Source organism: Polymorphobacter multimanifer (assembly GCF_014205635.1).
In the GTDB taxonomy this organism is placed as follows: Bacteria; Pseudomonadota; Alphaproteobacteria; order Sphingomonadales; family Sphingomonadaceae; genus Sandarakinorhabdus; species Sandarakinorhabdus multimanifer.
This window is the reverse complement of record NZ_JACIIV010000012.1, coordinates 87297-102731: the sequence shown is the minus strand read 5'-3', so window position 1 is coordinate 102731 and position 15435 is coordinate 87297. Positions and strand designations below refer to the sequence as shown.

The window sequence follows — 15435 nt, the reverse complement described above, 5'->3', positions numbered from 1 at the left end:
GCGCAACCAGCAATCGCGCGATGAGGCTGAGACATTTGCCAAGCTTGGCAATCATAAGCATGCATATTATCAGCAGGCATGTCTGATAGCCTTGCTGTCCTCATCGGCGATTCGTCGCGTCTGCTCCGGCGCCGCTTCGACGCACGCGCCCGCACCCTCGGGGTCAGCCGCGCGCAATGGCAGGTGCTGTTCGCACTGAGCCGCGTCGAGGGCATCAACCAGGCCGGCCTTGCCGAGGCGCTCGATGTCGAGACGATCACCGTCGGCCGCATGGTCGATCGCCTTGCCGATGCCGATCTCGTCGAGCGCCGTGCCGATCCCGCCGATCGCCGCGCCTGGCGGCTCTTCCTTCGCCCCCGCGCCCACCCCATCCTCGAGGCGCTCCGCACCATCGGCGCCGATGTGATGGCCGAAACGCTCGACGGGCTGTCGGACGCCGAGCAGGAGCAACTCGCCGGCCTGCTGCTCCGCGTGCGGTCCAACCTCACCACCCCCGGCGCGGCCGCCAAGGCCAGCGCATGAACGCCCTTCCCGATCCTGCCACCATCCAGGCCGAAGTGCTTCCGCGCCGCCGCAAGCCCTGGCTGCTGATGGCGGCCCCCGCTCTGCTGCTCGCCGGTGTCGGCGGCTGGCTCTGGCTCGGCCAAACCGGCTCGGTGAGCACCGACAATGCCTATGTCCAGCAGGACCGCGTGAGCATCAGCGCCGATGTCACCGGCCGCGTCGAGCAGGTGCTGGTCCGCGAATCCCAGCCCGTCCAGCGCGGCCAGGTCATCATCCGCCTCGCCGACGAGCCATTCCGCATCGCACTCGCCGAAGCCGAAGCGCGCCTCGCCAGCGCCCGGCTGCAAGTCGCCGAGCTCACCACCGGCACCACCGGCCGCCGCGCCGATGTCGATGCGCGGCGCGATGCCGTGCGCTTCGCCGCGCAAGAGCTCGACCGCCAGCAGAAGCTCGTTGCCGATGGCTTCGCCACCCGCGCCCGCCTCCAGGCCGCCGAATCCGCGCTCACCCAGGCCCAGGCCGCCCTCGCCTCGGCGCTCGCCGACGAAGCCGGCGCCGCGGCACGCGCCAATGTGGCGCTGCGCGGCACCCACCCGCTCATCCTCGCCGCACAGGCGGCTCGCGACCGGGCCGCCTTCGATCTCTCGCGCACCATCATCAAGGCGCCCGCCGACGGCATTGCCACGCAGACCACCAAGGTGCTTCCCGGCCAGGTCATGGCCACCGGCATTCCCACCATGGCGATCATGCTCGGCGCCAATCCGTATGTGGAGGCCAATTTCAAGGAGACCGACCTCGAGCCGATGCGCCCCGGCCAGACCGCCGAGATCGTGCTCGACGCCTATCCCGGCTCTCCCCTCAGGGGCCGAGTCGAGTCAATCGGTGCCGGCACCGGCTCGGAATTTTCCGTGCTGCCGGCACAGAACGCCACCGGCAACTGGGTCAAGGTCGTGCAGCGTGTGCCCGTCCGCATCGCCCTCGTGGGCCCGCCGACTGTCCCCCTCATCGCCGGCTTGTCCGCCACCGTGACCATCGACACGAGTCGCTGAGCTTGACGACCGCAGCGCTGCCCGCCTCAGCCCTGGCCGACAGCGGCCAGCGCCGGCTCATCACGCTCGCCGTGATGCTCGGCACCTTCATGACGATCCTCGATTCGACGATCGCCAATGTCGCCCTTCCCCACATGCAGCCGAGCCTCGGCGCCGCGGCCGACAGCGTCACCTGGGTCCTCACCAGCTACATCGTCGCCACTGCCATCGCCACACCGCTCACCGGCTGGCTGGCGGACCGCATCGGCCGCCGCCGGCTGTACCTGTTCGCCGTCGCCGCCTTCACTCTCGCCTCGATGGCGTGCGGGCTGGCGCAGTCGCTTCCCGAGATGGTGCTCTACCGCATCCTGCAAGGCGCCACCGGCGCCGTCATCGCACCCCTCTCGCAGGCCTTCATCCTCGATGCCTGGCCGCGCGCGCGCCAGGGCCAGGCGCTGGCACTGTTCGGCGTCGGCATCATGGTCGGCCCCATCCTCGGCCCCGTCATCGGCGGCTGGCTTACCGATCGCTACGACTGGCGCTGGGTCTTCTTCATCAACCTGCCCGTCGGCATCCTGACCATCCTGCTCGCCAGCGCCGTGCTGCCCAAGCCGGCCAGCCAGCCGCGCAAGTTCGATCTCCTCGGCTTCACCCTGCTCGCCATCGGCATGGGCGCGCTGCAACTGGGCCTCGATCGCGGCCACCAGCTCGATTGGCTCGCAAGCTGGGAAGTGCGGCTGGAAATGGGACTGGCCGTCGCGGCCCTCTGGGCTTTCGGCGTCCACCTCACGACGGCGGACAACGCCATCCTCAGCCGCCGCCTGCTCACCGATCGCAACGTCATGCTCGGCTTCCTGTTCATCGCGATCGTCGGCGTTCTGCTCGTCGGCACCACCGCCCTCATGCCCACGCTCCTGCAAACGCTCTATGGCTATCCGGTCGTCGAGGCCGGCATCCTGCAAATGCCGCGAGGGCTCGGCATGGCGCTCGCAATGCTCCTCGCCGGCCGGCTGATCGGCAAGGTCGAGCCACGCCTCGTCATCCTCGCCGGCATCGGCTGCACGGCAGCCGGCCTCTGGATGATGACAGGCTTCGCGCCGGTGATGGACAAGACCCCCTTCATCACCACCGCCGCCCTGCAGGGCTTCGGCCTCGGCCTCATCTTCGTGCCCCTCAACACCATCGCCTTCAGCACGTTGCCGACCATGTTGCGCACCGAGGCTTCGGCCTTCTACATGCTGATGCGCAACATCGGTGGCTCGGTCGGCATCAGCCTCGCCATCTCGATGCTGGCGCACCAGCAGCAGACCTCGCATGCCGATATCGCCGGCGGCATCACCGCCTACAACACGCCGATCGCCAATCCCGATCTCGCCGCCGCCGCCGGCGCCTCAGGCGTCGCGGTCATCGCCGGGCTCGATGGCATCATCAACGCCCAGGCGCTGCTCATCGCCTATATCGATGTGTTCATGCTGATGTTCTGGCTTACCATCGCCATGCTGCCGCTGCTGCTGCTCTTGCGCCCGGCGGCTGGCGCTGCCACGCCCGTTCACATGCCCGAATGAAGGAGTTTGCCATGACCGACGACTTGCCCCCCCTTCTCCTGGGTCGCCTCAACCATGTCGGCATCGCCTGCCCCAGCATCGACGACACAATCGCCATGTACGCGCGGCTGTTCGGCGCCACCGTCAGCACCCCGCCCTTCGATCTTCCCGCCCAGGGCGTACGCGTCGCCTTCATCGATGTCGCCAACAGCCAGCTCGAACTCATCGAGCCGCTCGGCCCCGACAGCCCCATCCACGGCTTCCTCAAGAAGAACCCGGCCGGCGGCCAGCACCATGTCTGCTTCGAGGTTGCGGACATCATCGCCGCGCGCGATGCCATGCGCGCCCGCGGCGCCACCGTGCTCGGGTCCGGCGAGCCGCGCATCGGCGCGCACGGCGTGCCGATCATCTTCGTCCACCCGCGCGACACCGGCGGCGTGCTCATCGAGCTGATGGCGACGCCGGATCACTATTGAAACGAAAAGGGCCGCAGGATCATCTCCTGCGGCCCCGGTTTTCGGTCTGTCGAAACGCTTAGCGGCGGTTGAGCAACCAGCCGACCACGAAGCCGAGTGCAATGCCGCCGGCGAGGGTGGCAAGCGGCTGCTCCTGCACCTGGTGGCGCACGTCCTCGGCAGCACGCGCGGCCTTCTCGCGGGCTTCTCGCACGCTCTCGGGGGCGTGGTCAGCCCAATCCTTCACCTGCTCGCTGGCCTTGCCATAGCTCTCGCGTGCCTTGCCATAAACTTCCTGCGCCTTGCCCTTGAGCTCGCGAACCTTGCCGCTCACTTCGGTCTCGGTGTCGCCGATCGCATTGCCGACAAACGCTTCGCCCTTGCCCGCCATCTGGCCGACATTGCCCGAAAGCTGGTCGACATTGCCCTCGATCGAATCCTTGTTGATAGCCATAGTTCGTTCCCTTCAAATATGTTGTGCCAAACCGGTTGGTGTCCACCACAACAGAAATAGGGTGCCTATCGTTGCATTTGAAGGGCACGCCGTGGAAAGAAACCCGACGTGAGCGTATTGCGTTGCAATTTCGTGCCGCCGATCAGTCGTCCGATCGCACGCGTCCACGTCCCGATTTGACTCCCGACCGCACCGCTTTCCCCGCCAGCCGCCGCTCGCCGCTCGCCCTTGTCGGCTTCGTCGGCCGCCGCTTCACCGGCCGCACCTCCGCCGCCGCCACCAGCGCCGCCAGCCGCAACCTCGCATCGGCGCGGTTGCGTTCCTGCGTGCGGAACCGGCTCGCCTCGATCACCAGCACTCCGTCGCGCGTCATCCGGCTCCCGGCCAGCCGCATCAGCCGCACCGCCACATCGTCGGGCAGGCTCGGCGAGTGCCGCACATCGAAGCGCAGCTGCACCGCTGTGTTCACCTTGTTGACGTTCTGCCCGCCGGGGCCGGAAGCGCGAATGAAAGCCTCCTGCAGCTCGTCCTCCGGAATCACGATACCCATGCCCGCATCCCTCGGCTAACCTTGGTCCAACCAGCGGAGAATATTGCCATGCTCATCGTCCACCACCTCAACAACAGCCGCTCGCAGCGCATCCTCTGGCTGCTCGAGGAGCTGGGCACCCCCTATCAGATCAAGGCCTATTCCCGCGACGCCGAAACCAGCCTCGCCCCCCCCGAGCTCAAGGCCATCCACCCGCTCGGCAAATCCCCGGTGCTGCAGGATGGGGACCGCGTCATCATCGAATCGGGCGCCATCACCGATTATATCCTCCGCCATCACGGCCAGGGAAAGCTGATGCCCGTTCCCGGCACGCCGGCGCATGAGGATTATCTGCAATGGCTGCACTTCGCCGAAGGCTCGGCAATGACACCGTTCCTTCTGGCGCTTTACACCGCCCGCCTCGGGGACGCGGGTGCCCCGCTGCAGCCGCGCATCAAGGAACAGATCGGCTCGTTTGTCAGCTTTCTGTCGGCCAGCCTCGGCGACAATGATTGGCTCATCGACAACAGCCTCTCAGGTGCCGATATCATGATGAGCTTCATCGCCGAAATCGCCGCAATGCAGGGGCTTGGCGCGCATTTCCCCAATGTGCTCGCCTATGCCAAGCGCATCCAGGCGCGCCCGGCCTGGATCGCGGCCGCCACAAAAACCGAGCCGTACAACTTCCACCTGAAGTGATCGCTCAGCGCGGCCGCGCCAGTCCGTAATAGGCGAGGGCCGCCCCGATCAGCGCCACCGCCATCACCAAGGATACCGGCAGTGCCGTGCCATCGTGGAGCACGGCTGCCACCGCCGACGCCACCGCGCCCACCGCAAAATTGCCCGCCCCATAAAGGCCCGACGTTGCACCCGCACGCAGCGGATCGACGTTGAGCGCACCCGCCAGCGCATTGGCGGCAATGAATCCGTTCGACGTCAGCACCGCGAAAAAGGCGCCGATCATCCACCAATGCCCCGCCCCTGCCAGCGCCAGCCCGAGCACCCCCAGGCCGAAAAGTGCCGCCACCAGCACCGCAACCGCAAGCACGGCATCGGGCGAGTGCCGCTTGAGCAGCGCGCGATTGACCTGCGACGAGCCGATAACCCCGAAGGCGATGAATGCGAAGATCATGCTGAACTGGCCGCTGGTGAACCCCCAGACATCGATCACCAGGTCGGGCGCTGTCGCGATATAGCCGAACAGCGTGGCGCCGTTTGCCGCCCCCACCAGCACATAGCCCATCAGCCGCCGGTGGCGGAACAGATCGGCATAGCTCTCCCACCATTTCTCACCGCGCGCCTTGGCCTCGGTTGCCGCCGAGCGGCTTTCGTCGAGCCGCCAGAACACCGCCGCCAGAATGCAGCCACCAAAAAGCGCCAGCGCCACGAACACCGCTCGCCAGCTCACCACCGCCGCCAGCCAACCACCCACGCTCGGCGCGATCATCGGCGCCACCGCCAGCACAAGCACCAGCAACGAAAAGATCCGCGCCGAATCGCGATGGTCATAGCGGTCGCGCACCACGGCGCGCGCCACCACCATGCCGGCGCAGCACCCCAGCGCCTGCACGAAGCGCCCTGCCACCAGCCATTCGATCGTCGGCGCGAAAGCGCACGCCAGCGACGCCACCACATACAGCACGCAGCCGAACAGGATCGCCGGTCGCCGCCCCATTCGGTCGCTCACCGGACCATAAACGAGCTGCCCCGCCGCCATGCCGATGAAAAACGCCGTGAAAGTCAGCTGCACCGCCGCCGGCGTCGCGCCGAAATCGCGCGCGATCACCGGCAGTGTCGGCAGATACAGATCGATCGTCATCGCCCCGAAGGCGGTCAGCGCACCGAGCAGCAGCAGCTCGCCCCTTGTGGGCTGACGCGAGGAGGGAGCAGCTATTTCCATGATGCACTGCGGCATAGGCATGAAAGCGCCTCCGGTCGAGGCCTGTCGAACCCCACCATTGACTTCGCAATTTTTGTGCATACATTAATTCGCCAGTGGAGATCAGCTTCGACCTGGCGAAACGCGACCGCACACTGGTTGAACGCGGCCTCGATTTCGCCGATGCGGCGTTGGTCTTTGCGGGTGACCATGTCTCGCTGCGAGACGACAGACTACAATATGGGGAGGAGCGATTTTAAACCTATGGCTGGCTGCGTGGCCGGCTCGTCATGCTGGTCTGGACCGAAGCGAAGACCGGACGCCGCATCATTTCAATGAGGAAAGCCAATGACCGCGAGCAAGCCCGATACGGGCGAATGGATCGATCCTGATGATGCCCCCGAGTGGACCGACGAAATGTTCGCCCACGCCGAGATCCGCCATGGCGACAAGGTCATCCGCCCCGCCACCGGCGTGCTCACCAAGGATGGCATCCGCCCCATCGGCCGCCCGCCGCTCGGATCAGCCGCGCGCCAACCCGTCACGATGCGGCTGCCACCGCATGTGCTGGCGTATTTCCGCAGCACCGGCCCGGGCTGGCAGCGCCGTATCGCGGCGCTGCTCGAAGCGCATGTGCACGAAGCGCAATCCTGAAAACTCAGGCTCGCGCACCCTCCACCACATTCACCGAATTGAACCGCAGCGCTTCCAGCACCGTCGCCACGATCGCCGTCGCATCAAGCCCGGCCTCGGCATATTGCTTCGCCGGATTGTCATGATCCTGGAAGATATCGGGCAGGCGCAACGTGCGCACCTTGAGCCCGGCATCGGTCAGCCCCTCGTCCGAAAGCCAGGTCAGCACATGCGCGCCGAAGCCGCCGATGGCATTCTCCTCCACCGTCACCAGCACATCATGTGACACCGCAAGCGAGCGGATCATCGCCACATCGAGCGGCTTGGCGAAGCGCAGGTCTGCCACAGTCGTCGAAATGCCCTTGCGCTCCAGCTCGTCGGCCGCCTTCAGCGCATCGGCAAGCCGCGTGCCCAGCGACAGGATCGCCACGGTCTTGCCCTCGCGCACGATCCGGCCCTTGCCGATCTCGAGTCGCTGCGGCACCGCCGGCAGCGGCACGCCGGTGCCCTCGCCGCGCGGATAGCGCACCGCAATCGGCCCGCTGTCGTGCATCGCGGCGGTGTGGACCATATGCACCAGCTCGGCCTCATCCGCCGCCGCCATCACCACGAAGTTCGGCAGCGTGGCGAGATAGGTCACATCAAAGGCGCCGGCATGGGTGCAGCCATCCGCCCCCACCAGCCCGGCACGGTCGATCGCGAAGCGCACGGGCAGGTTCTGGATCGCCACATCATGCACCACCTGGTCATAGGCGCGCTGCAGAAAGGTGGAATAGATCGCGCAGAACGGCCGCATGCCCTCGGCCGCCAGCCCGGCCGCAAAGGTCACCGCATGCTGCTCGGCAATACCCACATCGAAGGTGCGCTCGGGAAATGCCTTGTTGAAGCGATCGATCCCGGTGCCCGAAGGCATGGCAGCGGTGATGCCGACGATCGTCGGATCACGCTGCGCCTCGGCAATCAGCGCATCGCCGAACACATTCTGATAGGCCGGCGCCTTGGGTGTGGACTTCTGCTGCGCCCCCGACACCACATCGAACTTCTGCACGCCATGATATTTGTCCGCCGCCGCTTCGGCCGGCGCATAGCCCTTGCCCTTCTGCGTCACGACATGAACCAGGATCGGCCCTTCGGCGGAATCGCGCACATTCTCCAGCACCGGCAGAAGATGCTCGAGATTGTGCCCGTCGATCGGCCCGACATAATAGAAGCCCAGCTCCTCGAACAGCGTGCCGCCGCCCTGCGCCATGCCGCGGGCATATTCGTCCGCCTGCCGCGCCGCGTTCATCAGCGGCCTGGGCAGTGCCTTGCGGGCAATCTGCTTGATCGCCTCGCGCAGCTCCATGAAGCTTCGCGACGACAGCAGCCGCGCCAGATACGCCGAAAGCGCCCCCACCGGCGGCGCGATCGACATGTCATTGTCGTTGAGAATGACCACCAGCCGGTTCCCCGCCTGGCTGGCGTTGTTCATCGCCTCATAAGCCATGCCGGCGCTCATCGCGCCATCACCGATCACGGCGATGCCCTTGCCCGGCCGGCCCTGCATCTTGTTCGCCACCGCAAAGCCGAGCGCTGCCGAAATCGACGTCGAGCTGTGCGCCGCGCCAAACGGATCATATTCGCTCTCGGCGCGCTTGGTGAAGCCTGAAAGCCCCCCACCCTGACGCAACGTGCGAATCTGCTTGCGGCGGCCGGTCAGGATCTTGTGCGGATAGGCCTGGTGGCCGACATCCCAGATCAGCCGGTCCTGCGGCGTGTTGAAAACATAGTGCAGCGCCACCGTCAGCTCGATCACCCCCAGCCCGGCGCCGAGATGGCCGCCGGTGGTCGAGACGGCGTCGATCATCTCGGTCCGCAGTTCGTCTGCCAGCTGGCGCAGCTGGCCGTGCGAAAGCTTGCGCAGGTCAGCGGGGACATCGACAGTGTCGAGCAAGGGCGTTTGGGGTCGTTGAGTCACAGGCCTGCCAGAATTGTTGAGTCTATACGACACTGCTAGCGATAACCGCCCTCGCTGTCACGAGCCTGCCGATGCCGCACGGCGACCGGCGGGGCGATCAATGGTCGGGCGCGTCCCGGCAGGCCTCGCACTGGCCCCGCAGCTCGATGACCGATTTCGCCGGCCGGAACCCGCGCTTCTCGGCCTGGTCGCGAAGCATGTGCCCCAGCGCATCGTCATCGACATGCGTCGCCCGGCGGCAGGAGTCGCACACCAGGAAGATGCAATCGTGCGAGCAATCGGGGTGCGCATTCGCCACATAGGCATTCGCACTCTCCACCCGCATCGCCACGTTGCGCGCCACGAACAGATCGAGAATGCGGTACACGCTGTTCGCCGCCACCCGCCGCTCCTGCGCTGCACTCACGGCGTCGGTCACGTCATAGGCACTCGCCGGCCGATCGAAGGATGCCAGCGCCGTGAACACGGCAGCGCGCATCGGCGTCCATTGCTCTCCGGTCGCCACCAGCGCCTGCTCGGCCGCCTCGATCAGCGCCATGCCCTTGCGATCGCGATGATCATGCGCGCGGCCACCATCGGCAGCCGGTGAATTCATGGAATGCGTAGCCATGCCTCCCATATCGGTGTTTCCTCCCGCTGCGGCAAGGCGTCAGCGTCTCACGGCCTGCATGTTCCACAGATGCGCGAGCGCCAGCACGATCACCCCTGCCACCGAAAGCGTCAGTTCGGCATGCTCCGCATGCTCCATGAAAACCGATGCCGCCATCAGCCCGATCCCGGCCGCGCCGAGCAGCAGCACCGCAACCCGCCCGTGCAGCCGGAACCCCCGCCAGAGCGCCACCGCTGCCAGCGGCAACGCCAGCGCCAGGCCGATCGCATGCACATCATGGCTCATCCAGCCGCCGGCAAGCGTCAGTCCCGCCACGAGCAACGCCCCTGCAAGGCAATGGACAAGACACAGGCCCGACAAGAGAATCGCGGCGCGGTCGAGGTTGGAATTCTTCCCGGTCTTCATCAGCTTCTGTTACATTGTCTCATGCGCCGGCACAACTGCCATGACCGCGCCGACCAAAGCTGCCGATGCCGCACCCCGCTCTGCGACCGTGACGACATTGAACGCAAGTCGATTTTGCGGCTAAGAGCGGCGGATGGCCACACTCGCCTCCCGGTTGAACACCTCCATCGCACCGGCCTCGCGTGCAGCACCGGCAGCGGTCGCCGGATGGCTGCTCGGCGTCGCCGGACTGGTGTTCGCGATGGTCGTGGTCGGCGGCATCACTCGCCTCACCGAATCCGGCCTTAGCATCGTGCGCTGGGATGTCGTGTCCGGCACGCTGCCACCGCTCACCGACGCCGCCTGGGCCGCCGAATTCGCCGCCTATCGGCAAAGTTCGCAATACCAGCTCATGAACAGCGGGATGAGCCTTGCCGCGTTCAAGGGCATCTTTTTCTGGGAATATGTTCATCGCCTGCTCGGCCGCGTCATCGGCCTCGCCTTTGCCCTGCCACTCGCCTGGTTCTGGCTCCGCGGCCGCATACCCGCCGGCTACAAGCCGCGGCTGCTGGCGCTGCTGGCGCTGGGCGCACTCCAGGGCACGATCGGCTGGTGGATGGTATCGTCAGGCCTCGTCGGCCGCACCGAAGTCGCGCACACCCGCCTCGCCGTGCACCTCGGCACCGCCCTCACCATCATGGCCGGGCTGATCTGGACTGCACTCGATCTCACCCGCACTGCCCGCTCCACCACACCCCGCCCGCATCGCTGGGTCATCCCCTTCGCCGCCGTCCTTGCCGTGCAGATCGTCTGGGGCGCCTTCACCGCCGGCCTGCGCGCCGGCCATGCGTCGGACACCTGGCCGCAGATGGCCGGCGCCCTCGTCCCGCCGGGTCTCGCCGGCGGATGGGCCGGGCTGACGGCCGATCCCTTCACCGTCCATTTCATCCACCGCAGCCTTGCCCTCGCCGTCGCCGCCGCCGCCCTGCTGGTGGCCGTGCGTCTCTGGCAGGCCGGCGCCCGCCCGCAGGCCGCAGCCCTCGCCGTCACCATTTCCGCGCAATTCGCCCTCGGTGTCGCCACCGTCCTCAGCGGCGTGGCGCTGCCGCTCGGCGTCGCCCACCAGGCCTGCGGCGCGCTCCTTGTGGCCGCCACCGTCTGGGCGGCGCACTGGTCGGTGCAGAAACCCGTGAGCTCACGATCATGACCGCAAGAAACGTCCTCGGCACCCCGCTGCAGCTGTGCAGCACCGATCCGCTCACCGGCTGGCAGCGCGACGGCTGCTGCAACACCGATGCGCTCGATCGCGGCATCCACACGGTCTGCGCCATTGTCACCGCCGAGTTCCTCGCGTTCAGCAAGACCGCCGGCAACGACCTGTCCACGCCGCGGCCTGAATACGGCTTCCCCGGCCTCCAGCCCGGGGACCGCTGGTGCCTGTGCGCCGCGCGCTGGGAGGAAGCCCGCCGCGCCGGCTTCGCCCCCGACATCGTCCTCGAAGCCACCCACGAAAAAACCCTCGAGATCACCGCCCTCGGCCATCTCCAGGCACATGCTGAAAGCTGAACCGTTTGGCGGCGCCAAGCTCGCAGCCCTCCACCACGGTCATGTCCTTGTCTATCGGCGCGACGATATCCCCACCATCCCCTTCCCCGGCTGTATCGATCTTCCCGGCGGTGGCCGCGAGGGCACCGAATCCCCCGTGCAATGCGCGCTCCGCGAGCTCCACGAGGAGTTCGGCCTCGACCTGCCGCCCGCCCGCATCATCTATGCCAGGTCCTATCCGAACAGCCACGACACCCCGCTGCCATCGCATTTCCTGGCACTGCACCTCGAAGCGGCCGACATCCCTGCCATCCGCTTCGGCTCGGAAGGGTGCGATCCAACCCTCATGCCGGTCACGCAATTCCTGGCCCACCCGCAAGCAATTCCCCATTTGCAGCAACGCCTTGCCGCCTGCCTAGCCACGCTGAATTATACGGTATCCTGATACCGCATCCGAAAACGACGGAATTCCTTGACGCATTTCCCGCCTTCGCGCATATGCCGCGTCATTCGCGTCGGGGCATCCCTCCGGCGCGTCTTCATTTCACGAACCGGATGCTGTCTCCCATGTCCAAGCCAAATCCCACCCGTGCGCTCACCCGCATCACCGCTTCGATCAAGCCGGTCGAAGTCGAGAAGAAGTGGCTGATCATCGATGCCGAAGGGCTGGTCGTCGGCCGCCTCGCCTCGATCATCGCCAACCGCCTGCGCGGCAAGCACAAGCCCAGCTACACCCCGCACGTCGATTGCGGAGACAATGTCATTGTCATCAACGCCGGCAAGGTCCGCTTCACCGGCAACAAGGCGCAGGACAAGCGCTATTATCGCCACACCGGCCATCCGGGCGGCATCAAGGAAACCTCGCCCGCCAAGGTGCTCGAAGGCCGCTTCCCCGAGCGCGTGCTCATCAAGGCTGTCGAGCGCATGGTGCCGCGCGGCCCGCTCGGTCGCCAGCAGATGCGCAACCTGCGCGTTTTCGGCGGCGCAACCCACCCGCATGAAGCACAGAGCCCCGAAGTGCTCGACGTTGCCGCAATGAACCGCAAGAACACCACCCTTACCGCGAAGGCCGCTGAATAATGAGCGACATCATCTCCGCCGAAGCCCAGGACTCGCGTCAGTCCCTCGCCGATCTCGGCTCCATGAAGGATGCCGAGGGCAATGTTCCCGCAAGCATCGCCAACAGCAACAACCCGCCCCCGCCGATCCGTGAGCAGGAAATCGATGCCCATGGCCGCGCATATGCCACCGGCAAGCGCAAGAACGCCATCGCGCGCGTCTGGCTCAAGCCAGGCACCGGCAAGATCATCGTCAACGGCAAGGACCAGACGGTGTATTTCGCCCGCCCCACGCTGCGCCTCGTCATCAACCAGCCCTTCGACGTTGCCGAACGTCGGGACCAGTATGACGTGATGTGCACCGTCGTCGGCGGCGGCCTCTCCGGCCAGGCCGGTGCGGTCAAGCACGGCATCTCGGTGGCGCTCACCCGCTACGAGCCGACGCTGCGCACCGTCGTCAAGCAGGCCGGCTTCCTCACCCGCGATCCGCGCGTCGTCGAGCGCAAGAAGTACGGCAAGGCCAAGGCCCGCCGGAGCTTCCAGTTCTCGAAGCGCTGATCGCTTCTCCCATCTTCCGAAAGGGCGCGTCGGTCACCGCCGGCGCGCCCTTTTTTCATGCCTTCGGGCCAGCGAAGCGTCGCGGCGCCCTGAAACAAATCCTTTCAAAGGCGGAAAAGTCACACTGCTTCCACCGCACCCCCGAGTGCGGCATAAGCCGCGCATGATTCGCCTCTTCATTGCCCTTCTGGCGTTGCTCGCCTTTCCTGCAGCGGCGCAACCCGCCGCCGATCTCGAACACACGCGCATCAGCATCGCTGCCGAAACCAGCACCCCCGCCCCCGGCCAGCCGCTCAGCCTGATCATCACGCTGAGCCCCAAGGACGGCTGGCACAATTACTGGTCGAACCCCGGTGATGCCGGCGCCCCCACGCGCCTCGAATGGACCCTGCCCGAAGGCACCCCTGCCCCGGCCGAGCCGCGCTATCCGGTGCCCGAAACGCTGCTCGTCTCGGGGCTGATGAACCATGTCTATGCCCACCCCAACGCGCTCGTTGCCGAAGTCACGCCACCGGCAGGCCTCACGCCGGGGACCAGCTTCCCGATCAGCGTCAAGATCGATTGGCTCGTGTGCTCGGACCAGCAGTGCGTCCCCGAATTCGCCACCCTCACCTTGCCACTCACCATCGGCGATGGCGCCGCCGATGCCGCTGCGTCGGCCGCCTTCGCCAAGGCGCGCGAAGCCCTTCCCAAGCCGGTCGACTGGAAGATCCGCCACAAGACCGAAGGCGACCGCTTCATCCTCGCCATGCCCTTCGCCAACCCCGGCGACGTCAAGGCTGCGCACTTCTTCCCCGATCGCGACGGCATCATCGATTATGCCGCCCCGCAGACCGTCACCGTCATCGGCGACGAGCTCCGCATCGAAACCACCGCCGCGTCGATGCCCGATCTCGCCGCCCCCCTCACCGGCCTCATCCGCATCGACCGCCAGGCCGGCGAGACCCTCGGCTTCACCTTCACCGCCGAGCCCGGCGCCGTCCCCGCCGCCGGCACACCACTCGCCGCCTCCGGCTCCGGTGGCAGCGACGGCGAAGCCGCCGACTGGTCGGGCCTGCTGCCGATCCTCGGCCTCGCCATTCTCGGCGGGCTCGTGCTCAACATCATGCCCTGCGTCTTCCCCATCCTCAGCCTCAAGGCGCTCAGCCTCGCCAAGGGCAATGTCGAAGCCCCCAAGGCCCGCGCCGACGCCCTTGCCTATGCCGCCGGCGTCATCCTCGTCACCACCGCACTCGGCGGCCTCGTCCTGGGCCTTCGCGCCGCCGGAAGCGAAATCGGCTGGGCCTTCCAGTTGCAGGATCCGCGCGTCATCGGCTTCCTGCTGCTCCTCGTCACCGCGATCGCCCTCAACCTCGCCGGGCTGTTCGAGATCAACCTCACCACCGGCAACCTCGGCAGCAGCGTCACGGCGCGCGGCGATGCCGTCGGCAGCTTCGCCACGGGCGCCCTCGCTGCCTTCATCGCCACCCCCTGCACCGGCCCGTTCATGGCCGGCGCGCTGGGCGCGGCCCTCGTCCTGCCCCCCGTCGCCGGCCTGCTCGTCTTCGCCGGCCTCGGCTTCGGCCTGGCACTGCCGTTCCTCCTCATCGGCTTCGTGCCCGCCCTGCGCCGCCGCTTGCCAAAACCCGGCGCCTGGATGAACCGCCTGCGCGCCATCCTCAGCGTGCCGATGTTCCTCACCGCGCTTGCGCTCGCCTGGGTCCTCGGCCGCCAGGCCGGGGTCGATGGCATGGCGATCGGCCTGCTCGGTGCCGTCCTGCTCGGGCTGTTCCTCTGGTGGCTGGGTGCGCGCCAGCACGGCGGCAGCAGCACCTGGTTGCCGACCGGCGCCGCCCTCGCCGCCACCGTCGCCGCCGTGCTGCTCATCCCCGTCGGCACCACCCCGTCCGCGACGGCCGCGCCCACCGAAGTCGCCGGCAGCCTCGACGCCCGCCCCTACACCCCCGAAGCCCTTGCCGCACTCCGCGCCGAAGGCCAGCCGGTGTTCCTCTACATGACCGCCGACTGGTGCATCACCTGCAAGGTCAACGAAAAGGGTGCGCTCGGCAGCGCCACCGTGGCACAGGCGTTCAAGACCAAGGGCATCAAGGTGCTCGAAGGCGATTGGACCCGCCCCAATCCCGCCATCTCCGCTTGGCTCGCCGAGCACAAGCGCGCCGGCATCCCGGTCTATGCCTATTACGCGCCCGATGGCAGCGAGCGCGAGCTGCCCCAGATTCTCTCCGAATCCGATCTCACCAGCCTTGCGACCTGAACCGCGGCACCCAAGATAGGCTGGGCATTCCCACGGAGATCCC

The 15435-nt window shown here is 67.0% G+C and carries 19 protein-coding genes; 13 read left to right on the top strand and 6 right to left on the bottom strand.

What is annotated here, in order from left to right:
- The first annotated feature begins 78 nt into the window (after window positions 1-78).
- From FHS79_RS09615 to mce, 4 genes are read left to right on the top strand one after another with little or no spacing between them, the layout of a single operon-like run.
- Window positions 79-522: a MarR family winged helix-turn-helix transcriptional regulator gene (locus tag FHS79_RS09615; RefSeq protein ID WP_184198910.1), complete on the top strand. Its 444-nt coding sequence runs from the start codon at window positions 79-81 to the stop codon at window positions 520-522.
- Complete coding sequence (locus FHS79_RS09610) at window positions 519-1553, top strand: HlyD family secretion protein (protein ID WP_184198908.1); 1035 nt, start codon at window positions 519-521, stop codon at window positions 1551-1553. Before FHS79_RS09615 ends, FHS79_RS09610 begins: the two co-directional genes overlap by 4 nt.
- A gap of 2 nt (window positions 1554-1555) precedes the next feature.
- Window positions 1556-3097: a DHA2 family efflux MFS transporter permease subunit gene (locus FHS79_RS09605; protein ID WP_243452793.1), complete on the top strand. Its 1542-nt coding sequence runs from the start codon at window positions 1556-1558 to the stop codon at window positions 3095-3097.
- An 11-nt stretch (window positions 3098-3108) separates the two neighbouring features.
- Window positions 3109-3552 (top strand): methylmalonyl-CoA epimerase, encoded by a 444-nt coding sequence (gene mce, locus FHS79_RS09600; RefSeq protein WP_184198906.1) that lies wholly within the window; start codon window positions 3109-3111, stop codon window positions 3550-3552.
- A 58-nt stretch (window positions 3553-3610) separates the two neighbouring features.
- On the opposite strand, the gene FHS79_RS09595 is transcribed toward mce, so the two are convergent.
- Both FHS79_RS09595 and arfB read right to left on the bottom strand, forming a co-directional pair.
- Window positions 3611-3985 carry a CsbD family protein gene (locus FHS79_RS09595; protein ID WP_184198904.1) on the bottom strand — a complete coding sequence of 125 codons (375 nt, stop codon included), beginning with the start codon at window positions 3983-3985 and terminating at the stop codon, window positions 3611-3613.
- Between the two features lie 142 nt (window positions 3986-4127).
- Entirely contained in the window at window positions 4128-4535 is a 408-nt protein-coding gene (gene arfB / locus FHS79_RS09590; protein ID WP_184198902.1) for an alternative ribosome rescue aminoacyl-tRNA hydrolase ArfB, read from the bottom strand.
- A gap of 48 nt (window positions 4536-4583) precedes the next feature.
- Between arfB and FHS79_RS09585 the strand changes: the two genes are divergently transcribed.
- On the top strand, window positions 4584-5213 hold the full coding sequence (locus FHS79_RS09585; protein WP_184199008.1) for a glutathione S-transferase family protein: 630 nt from the start codon (window positions 4584-4586) through the stop codon (window positions 5211-5213).
- A gap of 4 nt (window positions 5214-5217) precedes the next feature.
- On the opposite strand, the gene FHS79_RS09580 is transcribed toward FHS79_RS09585, so the two are convergent.
- Complete coding sequence (locus FHS79_RS09580; RefSeq protein WP_243452792.1) at window positions 5218-6435, bottom strand: multidrug effflux MFS transporter; 1218 nt, start codon at window positions 6433-6435, stop codon at window positions 5218-5220.
- 74 nt (window positions 6436-6509) lie between these two features.
- Here FHS79_RS09580 and FHS79_RS18820 point away from each other — a divergent pair, with 74 nt between their 5' ends.
- Entirely contained in the window at window positions 6510-6653 is a 144-nt protein-coding gene (locus FHS79_RS18820; protein ID WP_243452791.1) for a BrnT family toxin, read from the top strand.
- Between the two features lie 88 nt (window positions 6654-6741).
- On the top strand, window positions 6742-7047 hold the full coding sequence (locus tag FHS79_RS09570; RefSeq protein ID WP_184198898.1) for a BrnA antitoxin family protein: 306 nt from the start codon (window positions 6742-6744) through the stop codon (window positions 7045-7047).
- A gap of 4 nt (window positions 7048-7051) precedes the next feature.
- Here FHS79_RS09570 and dxs read toward each other — a convergent pair whose 3' ends face one another.
- The 3 genes from dxs to FHS79_RS09555 form a co-directional block, all read right to left on the bottom strand.
- Window positions 7052-8983 (bottom strand): 1-deoxy-D-xylulose-5-phosphate synthase, encoded by a 1932-nt coding sequence (gene dxs, locus FHS79_RS09565; protein ID WP_184198896.1) that lies wholly within the window; start codon window positions 8981-8983, stop codon window positions 7052-7054.
- Window positions 8984-9080: 97 nt separating this feature from the next.
- The gene (locus FHS79_RS09560; protein ID WP_243452790.1) at window positions 9081-9593 is read right to left on the bottom strand and encodes a Fur family transcriptional regulator; all 513 of its coding nucleotides are present in this window, start codon (window positions 9591-9593) and stop codon (window positions 9081-9083) included.
- A gap of 39 nt (window positions 9594-9632) precedes the next feature.
- Window positions 9633-9998 carry a MerC domain-containing protein gene (locus tag FHS79_RS09555; RefSeq protein WP_184198894.1) on the bottom strand — a complete coding sequence of 122 codons (366 nt, stop codon included), beginning with the start codon at window positions 9996-9998 and terminating at the stop codon, window positions 9633-9635.
- Between the two features lie 133 nt (window positions 9999-10131).
- On the opposite strand from FHS79_RS09555, the gene FHS79_RS09550 reads away from it, so the two are divergent.
- The 6 genes from FHS79_RS09550 (at window position 10132) to FHS79_RS09525 (ending at window position 15392) form a co-directional block, all read left to right on the top strand.
- Window positions 10132-11184 carry a COX15/CtaA family protein gene (locus FHS79_RS09550; protein WP_184198891.1) on the top strand — a complete coding sequence of 351 codons (1053 nt, stop codon included), beginning with the start codon at window positions 10132-10134 and terminating at the stop codon, window positions 11182-11184.
- Entirely contained in the window at window positions 11181-11543 is a 363-nt protein-coding gene (locus FHS79_RS09545) for a DUF2237 family protein (protein WP_184198888.1), read from the top strand. Before FHS79_RS09550 ends, FHS79_RS09545 begins: the two co-directional genes overlap by 4 nt.
- Window positions 11530-11967, top strand: a complete 438-nt coding sequence (locus FHS79_RS09540; protein WP_184198885.1) for an NUDIX hydrolase — start codon at window positions 11530-11532, stop codon at window positions 11965-11967. Before FHS79_RS09545 ends, FHS79_RS09540 begins: the two co-directional genes overlap by 14 nt.
- 122 nt (window positions 11968-12089) lie before the next feature.
- Window positions 12090-12602, top strand: a complete 513-nt coding sequence (gene rplM / locus FHS79_RS09535) for a 50S ribosomal protein L13 (protein WP_184198882.1) — start codon at window positions 12090-12092, stop codon at window positions 12600-12602.
- Window positions 12603-12664: 62 nt separating this feature from the next.
- Window positions 12665-13138, top strand: coding sequence for a 30S ribosomal protein S9 (gene rpsI / locus FHS79_RS09530; RefSeq protein ID WP_184199002.1), 474 nt, complete (start codon window positions 12665-12667; stop codon window positions 13136-13138).
- Between the two features lie 163 nt (window positions 13139-13301).
- The gene (locus tag FHS79_RS09525; protein WP_184198879.1) at window positions 13302-15392 is read left to right on the top strand and encodes a protein-disulfide reductase DsbD family protein; all 2091 of its coding nucleotides are present in this window, start codon (window positions 13302-13304) and stop codon (window positions 15390-15392) included.
- The last annotated feature ends 43 nt before the right edge of the window (window positions 15393-15435 follow it).

Coding starts and splice junctions, on each gene's coding strand:
- FHS79_RS09615 (WP_184198910.1), top strand. CDS start 79: ATGTCTGATAGCCTTGCTGTCCTCATCGGCGATTCGTCGCGTCTGCTC.
- FHS79_RS09610 (WP_184198908.1), top strand. CDS start 519: ATGAACGCCCTTCCCGATCCTGCCACCATCCAGGCCGAAGTGCTTCCG.
- mce (WP_184198906.1), top strand. CDS start 3,109: ATGACCGACGACTTGCCCCCCCTTCTCCTGGGTCGCCTCAACCATGTC.
- FHS79_RS09595 (WP_184198904.1), bottom strand. CDS start 3,985: ATGGCTATCAACAAGGATTCGATCGAGGGCAATGTCGACCAGCTTTCG.
- arfB (WP_184198902.1), bottom strand. CDS start 4,535: ATGGGTATCGTGATTCCGGAGGACGAGCTGCAGGAGGCTTTCATTCGC.
- FHS79_RS09585 (WP_184199008.1), top strand. CDS start 4,584: ATGCTCATCGTCCACCACCTCAACAACAGCCGCTCGCAGCGCATCCTC.
- FHS79_RS09580 (WP_243452792.1), bottom strand. CDS start 6,435: ATGCCTATGCCGCAGTGCATCATGGAAATAGCTGCTCCCTCCTCGCGT.
- FHS79_RS09570 (WP_184198898.1), top strand. CDS start 6,742: ATGACCGCGAGCAAGCCCGATACGGGCGAATGGATCGATCCTGATGAT.
- FHS79_RS09560 (WP_243452790.1), bottom strand. CDS start 9,593: ATGGCTACGCATTCCATGAATTCACCGGCTGCCGATGGTGGCCGCGCG.
- FHS79_RS09555 (WP_184198894.1), bottom strand. CDS start 9,998: ATGAAGACCGGGAAGAATTCCAACCTCGACCGCGCCGCGATTCTCTTG.
- FHS79_RS09550 (WP_184198891.1), top strand. CDS start 10,132: ATGGCCACACTCGCCTCCCGGTTGAACACCTCCATCGCACCGGCCTCG.
- FHS79_RS09545 (WP_184198888.1), top strand. CDS start 11,181: ATGACCGCAAGAAACGTCCTCGGCACCCCGCTGCAGCTGTGCAGCACC.
- FHS79_RS09540 (WP_184198885.1), top strand. CDS start 11,530: ATGCTGAAAGCTGAACCGTTTGGCGGCGCCAAGCTCGCAGCCCTCCAC.
- rplM (WP_184198882.1), top strand. CDS start 12,090: ATGTCCAAGCCAAATCCCACCCGTGCGCTCACCCGCATCACCGCTTCG.
- rpsI (WP_184199002.1), top strand. CDS start 12,665: ATGAAGGATGCCGAGGGCAATGTTCCCGCAAGCATCGCCAACAGCAAC.
- FHS79_RS09525 (WP_184198879.1), top strand. CDS start 13,302: ATGATTCGCCTCTTCATTGCCCTTCTGGCGTTGCTCGCCTTTCCTGCA.